Below are 9,442 nucleotides of genomic sequence, written 5' to 3' on the forward strand. Positions count from 1 at the left end.
TCCCTCGCGGACCACCCGGGAACGGTAGGAAGATGGCAGAAACGTTCCCGACTGGTGGTCGGCTACCGCCTGCCGCCGGTCGAGCCGGCCGGGGCGTACCGCCACCGAAGACCACTGGGAGCTGAGCCAGCATGTCGGACTTCAAACCGGGGCTCGAAGGCGTCGTAGCCTTCCACACCGAGATTGCGGAGCCGGACCGGGACGGGGGAGCGCTGCGGTATCGCGGCGTCAACATCGAGGACCTCGTTGGACATGTGTCGTTCGGAAACGTTTGGGCGCTGCTGGTAGACGGCAAGTTCGGCCCCGGCCTGCCGCCCGCCGAGCCGTTCCCGGTGCCGGTTCATTCCGGCGACATCCGGGTCGACGTCCAGGCCGCGATCGCGATGCTGGCGCCGTACTGGGGCCTCAAGCAGCTGATCGACATCGGGCCGGAGCAGGCCCGGGAAGACCTCGCGCGGATCTCGGTCACCGCGCTCTCGTTCGTCGCCCAGTCGGCCCGCGGCATCGGCCTGCCCGCCGTCCCGCAGCGTGAGATCGACAAGGCGAACACGATCGTCGAGCGGTTCATGATCCGCTGGCGCGGTGAGCCCGACCCGAAGCACGTGCAGGCCGTCGACGCGTACTTCATCTCGGCCGCCGAGCACGGCCTGAACGCGTCGACGTTCACCGCGCGGGTGGCCGCGGGCACCGGCGCGGACTGCGCCGCCTGCATCTCGTCCGCCGTCGGTTCGATGTCCGGGCCGCTGCACGGCGGTGCGCCGTCCCGCGTCCTCAAGATGCTCGACGAGGTCGAGAAGTCCGGCGACGCGGAGTCGTGGGTGAAGAACGCGCTCGACAAGGGCGAGCGGCTGATGGGCTTCGGCCACCGGGTCTACCGGGCGGAAGACCCGCGGGCCGCGGTGCTCCGCAAGACCGCCAAGGACCTCGGCAGCGTTCGCTTCGAGGTGGCCGAGGCCCTGGAGAAGGCCGCGCTGGCCGAACTGCACGCGCGCCGTCCCGACCGGGTGCTGGCGACCAACGTCGAGTTCTGGTCGGCGGTCGTGCTGGACTTCGCCGAGGTCCCGGCGCACATGTTCACCTCGATGTTCACCTGCGCGCGGACGGCCGGCTGGTCGGCGCACGTGGTCGAGCAGAAGAACCTCAACAAGCTGGTGCGCCCGTCGGCGCTCTACACCGGCCCGGGCCCGCGCAAGCCCGAAGAGGTCGAGGGTTGGGACACCATCAAGCAGGCCGGATAGTTCTTCCTGCCCCAAGGGCGGGCCACCTCGGGGTGGCCCGCCCTTCGCGTCGAGGAACGGCGGCAAAGCGTTTCTTCACGCCGATGAAGGAGTGGGAGGATCGTCGCGGCACGCATGCAGCCGAGACAGATCCGAAGGAGCACCGTGACCGTCACCATTCCTGCCGAGTTGCTGCCTACCGACGGACGGTTCGGGTCCGGTCCGTCCAAGGTGCGCCCGGAGGCTGTCGAGGCGCTCGTCGCTACCGGGCGTGACTACCTCGGCACCTCGCACCGGCAGGCGACCGTGCGCCGGGAGGTGGGACGCCTGAAGGCCGGTCTGGCCGAGCTGTTCCGGCTCCCGGACGGGTACGAGGTCGTGCTCGGGGTCGGCGGAACCACCGCGTTCTGGGAGGCCGCGGTGTTCGGGCTGATCCGCGACCGGGCGCAGTTCCTCTCGTTCGGCGAGTTCGGCTCCAAGTTCGCCAAGGCCGCGAAGATCGCGCCGTTCCTCGGTGACCCGACGATCATCGAGTCCGCGCCCGGTGACGCTCCGGAGTTCGAGCCCGAGGACGGCATCGACGCCTACGCGACGCCGCACAACGAGACGTCGACCGGCGTCGCGATTCCGGTGACCCGGGTGCCGGGTGACGCGCTGATGCTGCACGACGGGACGTCGGCCGCGGCCGGTCTCGCGGTGGACGTGACGAACACCGACGTGTACTACTTCGCGCCGCAGAAGGGGCTCGGCAGCGAGGGCGGGCTCTGGCTGGCGATCATGTCGCCGGCCGCGCTGGCCCGGGTCGACGAGATCAGCGCGTCCGGCCGGTACATCCCGGCGTTCCTCGACCTGGTCACCGCGATCGACAACTCGCGTAAGGACCAGACCTACAACACCCCGGCGCTGACGACGATCTTCCTCGCCGCCGAGCAGGTCGACTGGTTCAACGGTCAGGGCGGGCTGGAGTGGACGACGGCGCGCACCGCCGAGTCGGCCCGGACGCTCTACGAGTGGGCCGAAGCGTCGGCCTACGCGACGCCGTACGTGAAGGATCCGGCGAAGCGCTCGAACGTCGTCGGGACGATCGACTTCGCCGAGCCGGTGGACGCGACCGCGGTCGCGAAAGCCTTGCGGGCCAACGGAATCCTCGACACCGAGCCGTACCGCAAGCTCGGCCGCAACCAGCTCCGCATCGCGATGTTCCCCGGTATCGACCCGTCGGACATCGCTGCTCTGACCGCCTGCATCGACTACACCGTGACTGCTCTGGGCTGATCTAGCCACATTGGTCGCGCGTCGGGACAGACAAATAGGTCGATTCGGTCGTACTGTGGTGGTTGCCGGAGAACGGCGCGCCCGTACGGCGTGGTATGCGGGGCACACGAGCCCTGCCGTCGTATGGTGGGCACGCTCGCCGGTGTCTGGAGAGGGAGGTCGCCATGCGACCGTTGCGGTTCGTCGCGCTCTCCGCTGACGGGCAGGCCATGATTCTGACCGACGAGGTCGGGCGGATGCTTTCGCTCGCCATCGACGACCAGGTGATCGCCGCCGTTCAGCGAGAGCGAACCGGTACACCCGGTCAGCTATCGATGGATGTGGAGGCGACACTGACTCCGCGCGATATTCAATCCAGGATCCGATCCGGCGAGTCGGCAGAGCACGTGGCCCGGCTTGCGAACGTCCCGATGGAGAAGGTCCTGCGGTTCGCCGGGCCGGTGCTCCAGGAGCGGGCCGCGATGGCGCAGCTCGCCCGCCGTACCCGGCTGCGGGGCGCCGACAGCGGACAGACCTTGGCCGACGTCGTCGACGGACGGCTCCGTGCCCACGGGGTCGACGTCGAGACCGTGGCGTGGGACAGCTACCGCCGTGACGACGGTGGCTGGCGCACGACCGCGACCTGGCCGTCCGGGAAGGCGACCGCGCACGCGATCTGGGACCTCGATCGGGCCCGGTCGATGGTGACACCGGTCGACGAGATGGCGAACTTCCTCTCCGGCGAGCAGGATCTGCTGATCGCGCCGGACGAGCAGATGCTGCCGTTCGGTGTGCGTGCGGGCCAGTTGCCCGACGACGCCGACCCCAAGGAGGGCCCGGTCGTTCCGGCGCTCTCGATGCTGCGGCGGCGCGACGAGCGTCGCCGGGACGAGCCCGCGGCCGCGGCGGCTGCCGCGGAGGCGGCGGCTGCGTCGGCACCGGCCCGGGAAGTGCCGCGTGAGCTCCCGCGCGAGGGGCGGGGAGATCTGCGTCAGGCCGCTCGGGAGAGCGGACGTGGCCGGGCCCTCGACCCGCGCTTCGACGATCTGCGTGCGCCTCGCCGTCCGGACACGCACCCGGGCCTCGCCGGCGGACCCGGCCTGTCCGGGCCCGGTGGGCCGGGGCACGGCGGTCCGGGGCACGGCGGTCCGGGGATGCCGGCTGCCGGTGGTCCTGGGCCGAGCCTGCCTGCGGCGGGGATGCCGGGTACCGGAATGCCCGGGAGCGGGATGCCCGGGAGCGGGATGCCCGGGAGCGGGATGCCGGGAACTGGAGTGCCCGGGAACGGGTTGCCGGGCACCGGAGTACCGGGGAACGGGATGCCCGGAACTGGCATGCCTGGCACCGGGATGCCGGGGACGGAGATGCCCGGAACTGGGATGCCTGGGACTGGGATGCCTGGCTCCGGGGCGCCGGGGACCGGGATGCCGGGAACCGGAATCCCGGGAACGGGGATGCCCGGAACCGGGGTGCCGGGAGCGGGGATGCCTCGGCCGGGGGTCTCTCCCGGGTCGCTGATTCCGTCGCGGCCGGGTATCCCTTCGCGATCGTCCGGGTTGCTGGGACCGTCCGGTCCCCACGGGCCTTCGGGTTCCGACGACCCGGCGGCTGCGTCCGGACGTGACGGTCTGCGCGGCGCGGGCCGGCTCGACGATCCGCGGCCGGCCGCGGGTGGCCAGCGCGCCGACCGCTCGGACGAGGTCCGTCGTCCGGACCCGTGGGGCGACGACCCTCGTCGTCCGGCCGGGCGCCGGGGCGACGTGCCGACGCCGGGCGAGGCCGCGCCGACCAGCGGCGGCGGCATCACCGGGCGCAACGACTGGCGCGAACGGCTCGACCCGACCGGCGTCGGCACGCCGCCGTCGGGCAACTCCGGCCGCCCCGAGCCACCCAAAGCCGGCAGCGGTCGAGGCCGCAAGGCCGAGCTCCCCAGCTGGGACGACATCCTTTTCGGTTCGGGAGCAGCCCGCTCAGACCGACGTTAGTGGGCGGCCCGCTCAGGGCGACGATGACAGGCGAGCCGGCCTCCTTGTGACGGGCCCCCTGATGTCACGGCGTCGGCCGGCTCGACTGTCCTCGCCGCCCTGAGCGGGCTCCACGTCAGAGCCAGAAGACTGAGCCGAAGCCTTCGGCTCAGTCTTCTTCGTCGTCTTCGGGGTCTGGGGGTAGGGCTACTCGGGGGATCCGGGCGATCTGACGGGACTGGGCCACCAGGCGGCCGGCGGAGTCGCGGATCGTGCAGTCTTCGTCGAACCAGCCCGACGCGAGTACGCGCCCGCGCAGCTCGCAGCGGAGCCAGCCCGGTGCCGGCAGCACCCGCAGGTACGTCGTCATCTGGACCGTGGGCGCCCAGCCGTAGCGGCCGAGAGTGAACGTCACCGGCGGGAACGCGTCGGCGGCGAGCAGGCACACCAGCGGGTCGGGATCGCGCCCGTCGACCATCCGCGCCCACCCGCGCAGCGCCATGCTCCCGTCCGGGCGACCACGCAACAGGTTCGCGAATTCCGGGGCCAGCCGGACGTCGACGTGGTCCATCAGCGCGAGGTTCGTGTCGGGCATGACGTCGGACCAGATTCGTGTGCACTGGTCGGGCGACGGGAGCTCGATCGTCGGTGCGAGGTCGAGATCAGGGGCACTGGAGTCGAGCGTGCTCGTCACGACCGACGACACGAGCACCGGCGCGCCGTCCTGGATCAGCGTCGCGCGGCTGGTGCCGACCGTCTTGCCGGTGCGGAGCCGCTCGACGACGATCTCGGCCTCACCGGCGTGCGGTGCGGTCAGGAAGTCCGTCGTGACGGCCACCGGGTGCGGGTGACCCTCGGCCGCGAGAACCGCCCTCACCACGGGGAGCTGCAGATAACCCCCGTTGAGCGACGAACCGATCGCCCAACCGCCGTCGATGAGTGTTGCGTACCGATCAGGCCCGGTCTCCCGGATCTCGGTATGTATCTCCAGCACCCAGCCAGCCTGCCAGATAACTGGGCGGCCCGCCCAGAACAAGGCTGACGGGCGAGCGCGAGGCCTTGAGGCCACCAAACGCCGTAGAAGGCGAAAGGCGGCTTCGCCGGCCGTGTGGAAGGTTTGAGGGAGCAACGAATCCGTACTGGAGGTCAGCATGCAGTACGTCCGGCTCGGTCGGTCCGGCCTGAGCGTCAGCCGCATCTGCCTGGGCACGATGAACTTCGGCCCCGAGACGTCTGAACAGGACAGCCACCGGATCATGGACACCGCCCATGACCACGGGATCAACTTCTTCGACACCGCGAACGTCTACGGACGCCAAAAGGGCGAAGGCATCACCGAACGGATCATCGGCAACTGGTTCGCCGGCGGCGCGAACCGTCGCGAACGCACGGTGCTCGCGACCAAGCTCTACGGCGCGATGGGCGACTGGCCGAACGAGGGAAAGCTCTCGGCGCTCAACATCCGGCGGGCCTGCGACGAGTCGCTCAAACGGCTCCGGACCGACTACATCGACCTCTACCAGATGCACCACGTCGACCGGGACACGCCCTGGGACGAGATCTGGGAGGCAATGGACGTCCTCCGGCAGCAGGGCAAGATCCTGTACACCGGGTCGAGCAACTTCGCCGGCTGGCACCTGGTGCAGGCGCAGGAAGCGGCCCGGTCCCGGCACGTCCTCGGCCTGATCAGCGAGCAGTCGTACTACAACCTGATGAATCGCTGGATCGAGCTCGAGGTGCTGCCGGCGGCCCGCGCCTACGGCATCGGTGTGATCCCGTGGTCGCCGCTGGAGGGCGGGCTGCTCTCCGGGGCCCTGCGCAAACAGCGCGAGGGCACCGGCTCGCGTAGCGGATCGGAGCGGTCCGCCGCCGGGCTGGAGAAGAACCGGGCCGCGATCGAGGGCTACGAGAAGCTCTGCGCCGACCTGGGCGCCGACCCGGCGGAGGTCGGGCTCGCCTGGCTGCTCGCGCAGGACGGTGTCACCGCGCCGATCGTCGGTCCGCGGACCGGCGAGCAGTTCGACAGCGCGCTGCGAGCCCTCGATCTCACGCTCGAGGAGTCCACGCTGACCGCACTCGACGAGCTCTTTCCGGCTCCGTTCCCGAACCCGGGGAAACCCGCGCCGGAGGCCTACGCCTGGTAGGTCGGCCAGTCGGCCAGCGACTCGTAGCGGACGGCCTGGAGGCCGGTCGGGGTGCGGTACTGGGTGCTGCGCATGAGGTGGACCCGATCGGCCGTCCAGGACGGTCCGCGGTAGGACTTCAGGGTCGCGACGTCGTCGCGGAGCTGCTGCGGCGTGACCCGGGCCCGCGGCCGGGCCAGCGTCAGATGCGGTCGATACGGACGACGCTCCAGCTCGACCCGGGCCTGCCGGAGGTGCCTGCGCAGCGCACGCACGGTCCGTACCAGGGCGTCCAGTTCGCCGTCGACGCCGGTCCAGAGCACGGTCTCGCCGAAATGTCCGCCCCCGGCCAGCGCGAGCGTCGCGGGCCGCCCGGCTGCGGCGCCTTCCGCGAGCCGGGCGCAGATCGTCTCCAGCCGGTCGTCGGCGGTCTCCCCGAGGAACACCGCGGTCAGGTGCCAGCGCTCGGGCGGCTCGAGCCCCGCCCCGGCCCGGACGACGTGCAGCCCTTCGATCGCCGTACTCAGGTGGCCGAGGGCTTCCGGTGGCGGCAGTACCGCGACGAACAGACGCACGGAACCCAGTCTGGCACTGGCGGAATTCGGTTTTTCGCGAGATCGTTAACAGAGGTAATGAGTTGAGCGAAGCAACCTAGGAGGCCCAGTCCGGGCATGCCCCACTACGAAGACCTCGCGGCCGACATCCGATCCGCGACCGGACGCTTCTTTCGCCGGCTGAGGGCCGAGCGCCCCGCGCACGGCCTGACGATGACCCAGATCTCCTGCCTGTTCACGATCTCCAAAGGCGAAGGCACGCTGACGCCCCGGCAACTGGCCGAGATCGAGCGCGTCCAGCCCCCGGCCGCCACTCGCACGATCGCCGCCCTGGAAGAACGCGGCTTGGTCCGCCGGGCGCCGCACCGCACCGACGGGCGCCAGATCGTCCTCTCCACCACCCCGGACGGCGACGCGCTGATCGTCGAGGACCGGCAGGCCCGCGAGGCCTGGCTGGCCGCCCGCCTCGCCGAGCTCGACGAGCCCGACCGGGACGTCCTGCGCGCCGCGGTGGAGATCCTCGATCGGCTGGCCCGCGCATGAGCCCGGCGCTCCGCTCGATGTTCTCGTCGCTCAACGTCCGCAACTACCGCCTGTTCGCGGGCGGCCAGATCGTCTCGCTGACCGGTACCTGGATGCAGACCACCGCCCAGGACTGGCTGGTGCTCGACCTCTCCCACAACTCCGGCACCGCGCTCGGCGTGGTCACCGCGCTCCAGTTCACCCCCGTACTCCTGTTGACGCTCTGGGCCGGCGCGCTCGCCGACCGGCTCGACAAGCGCAAGGTGCTGATCGCCACCCAGGTCGCCTCGATGGTGTTCGCGCTCGGCATGGGCGCACTGGTCGTGACCGGCACCGCCGAGCTCTGGAACGTCTACGCGTTCGCGCTGCTGCTCGGCACCGTCAACGCGTTCGACACCCCGGTCCGGCAGTCGTTCATCTCCGAGATGGTGGGGCCGGAACGCCTGCCGAACGCGGTCTCGCTGAACTCCGCGACGTTCAACTCCGCCCGCCTGCTCGGCCCGGCGGTCGGCGGCCTGGTGATCGCCGGCGTCGGCGTGGGTCCGGCGTTCCTGATCAACGGCGCGTCCTACCTGGCCGTGCTGGCCGGGCTGCTCGCGATGCGCCCGGCCGACCTGCTCACCGGCCGCCGGGTGGAGCGCGCCCGCGGTCAGGTGATGGAGGGCCTGCGGTTCGTCCGCGGCCGCCAGGACCTGATGCTGGTCATCGCGATGATGTCGGTCCTCGGCACGCTCGGCATGAACTTCAACCTGACGCTCCCGTTGCTCGCCAAGGTCGAGTTCGACGTCGGACCGGCGTCGTTCGGCCTGCTCTCGGCCGCGTTCGCGGCCGGTGCACTCGCCGGTGCGCTCCTCGGCGCCCGGCGGACGAAACGCCCGTCGGCCCGCGTGGTGCTGACCTGCGCGGCGACGTTCGGCGCGCTCGAGTGCGCGGTCGCGTTCACACCGACGTTCGGGCTGGCGGCGGTGGTCCTGCTGTTCACCGGGCTGGCGTTTATCGCCCACAACAACGCGGCCAACGCCCGGGTGCAGCTCGGTACCCCCGCTCACCTGCGTGGCCGGGTGATGGCGCTGTACATGCTGGTGTTCCTCGGCGGCACGCCGCTCGGCTCGCTGATCATCGGCCCGCTCTCGCAGCGGTACGGCGCCCGGACGGGTCTGCTGATCGGTGGCGCGGCGACGATGCTCGCGGCCGGTTTCCTGGCCTACGCCCGCGCGCGCTCCCACCGCCGCGCGGCCCGGCCCACGTCCGCGTCGGCCCGCGCCCACCCGGCGGAGCTTCCCGCGGCGGGCTGAACGGGGTGGACTCCCGCTGCTACCGTTCGGCGCCGTCAGGTCGACCGGAATCGGAGAGGGTACACCTATGTCTGGGCTGGTCCGGCGGGCCGCGGGAACGATGGCGGTCTTAGCGGTGCTCGGCGCAGTGCCCGCGTGTGGCGGCAACGACGAAGATCGGGCGATCTGCGACTCGGTCAAGGAGGAACTGCGATCGGTCACGAGGAACGCCGCCGACCAGGTGACGGATCCGCCCGTGGAGGCCGAGACCTACCGCAACGGCGCGGCGCGGATCCGGGCGTTCGGCAAGCAGGCGACGGGTGACGTCGCCGACGCCTCGTTCGACATCGCCGACGCGATGAAGCACCTGGCCGGCGTGATCGAGGTCGAGGGCCCGCCGAAGAATCCGGTGGTGCCGGACATGACCGCGCTGAACAAGGCCGGCGCCAAACTCCAGTCCGCCTGCGACTGACCGATCCATCCGCTGCACCGCCCGCGGCTGGGTTGTTTCTGCGGGTTGTGTTCGCGGCTGCG

The 9,442-nt window shown here is 71.1% G+C and carries 9 protein-coding genes; 7 read left to right on the forward strand and 2 right to left on the reverse strand.

Translation table 11 applies throughout. The features are described 5' to 3' along the window. Positions 1-131: 131 nt before the first annotated feature. The 3 genes from ACIBZJ_RS32465 (at position 132) to sepH (ending at position 4,456) form a co-directional block, all read left to right on the forward strand. Positions 132-1,238: a citrate synthase 2 gene (locus tag ACIBZJ_RS32465; RefSeq protein ID WP_395936454.1), complete on the forward strand. Its 1,107-nt coding sequence runs from the start codon at positions 132-134 to the stop codon at positions 1,236-1,238. Between the two features lie 114 nt (positions 1,239-1,352). Next, entirely contained in the window at positions 1,353-2,492 is a 1,140-nt protein-coding gene (serC, locus tag ACIBZJ_RS32470) for a phosphoserine transaminase (RefSeq protein ID WP_395936456.1), read from the forward strand. A 164-nt stretch (positions 2,493-2,656) separates the two neighbouring features. After that, entirely contained in the window at positions 2,657-4,456 is a 1,800-nt protein-coding gene (gene sepH / locus ACIBZJ_RS32475) for a septation protein SepH (RefSeq protein ID WP_395936458.1), read from the forward strand. 148 nt (positions 4,457-4,604) lie between these two features. Here sepH and ACIBZJ_RS32480 read toward each other — a convergent pair whose 3' ends face one another. Continuing rightward, positions 4,605-5,429 carry a thioesterase family protein gene (locus ACIBZJ_RS32480; protein ID WP_395936460.1) on the reverse strand — a complete coding sequence of 275 codons (825 nt, stop codon included), beginning with the start codon at positions 5,427-5,429 and terminating at the stop codon, positions 4,605-4,607. A 157-nt stretch (positions 5,430-5,586) separates the two neighbouring features. Between ACIBZJ_RS32480 and ACIBZJ_RS32485 the strand changes: the two genes are divergently transcribed. Next, complete coding sequence (locus ACIBZJ_RS32485) at positions 5,587-6,579, forward strand: aldo/keto reductase (RefSeq protein ID WP_395936462.1); 993 nt, start codon at positions 5,587-5,589, stop codon at positions 6,577-6,579. Here ACIBZJ_RS32485 and thpR read toward each other — a convergent pair. After that, positions 6,567-7,133, reverse strand: coding sequence for an RNA 2',3'-cyclic phosphodiesterase (thpR, locus tag ACIBZJ_RS32490; protein ID WP_395936464.1), 567 nt, complete (start codon positions 7,131-7,133; stop codon positions 6,567-6,569). The genes ACIBZJ_RS32485 and thpR overlap by 13 nt on opposite strands. A gap of 96 nt (positions 7,134-7,229) precedes the next feature. On the opposite strand from thpR, the gene ACIBZJ_RS32495 reads away from it, so the two are divergent. From ACIBZJ_RS32495 to ACIBZJ_RS32505, 3 genes are all read left to right on the forward strand, one after another. Continuing rightward, positions 7,230-7,655, forward strand: coding sequence for a MarR family winged helix-turn-helix transcriptional regulator (locus tag ACIBZJ_RS32495; protein ID WP_395936466.1), 426 nt, complete (start codon positions 7,230-7,232; stop codon positions 7,653-7,655). Then, positions 7,652-8,929, forward strand: coding sequence for an MFS transporter (locus ACIBZJ_RS32500; protein ID WP_395936468.1), 1,278 nt, complete (start codon positions 7,652-7,654; stop codon positions 8,927-8,929). The genes ACIBZJ_RS32495 and ACIBZJ_RS32500 overlap by 4 nt, the downstream gene beginning before the upstream one ends. Positions 8,930-8,996: 67 nt before the next feature. Beyond that, the gene (locus ACIBZJ_RS32505) at positions 8,997-9,380 is read left to right on the forward strand and encodes a hypothetical protein (RefSeq protein WP_395936470.1); all 384 of its coding nucleotides are present in this window, start codon (positions 8,997-8,999) and stop codon (positions 9,378-9,380) included. Positions 9,381-9,442 lie beyond the last annotated feature (62 nt).

This window comes from Cryptosporangium sp. NPDC051539 (assembly GCF_044454545.1).
Classification (GTDB): Bacteria; Actinomycetota; Actinomycetes; order Mycobacteriales; family Cryptosporangiaceae; genus Cryptosporangium.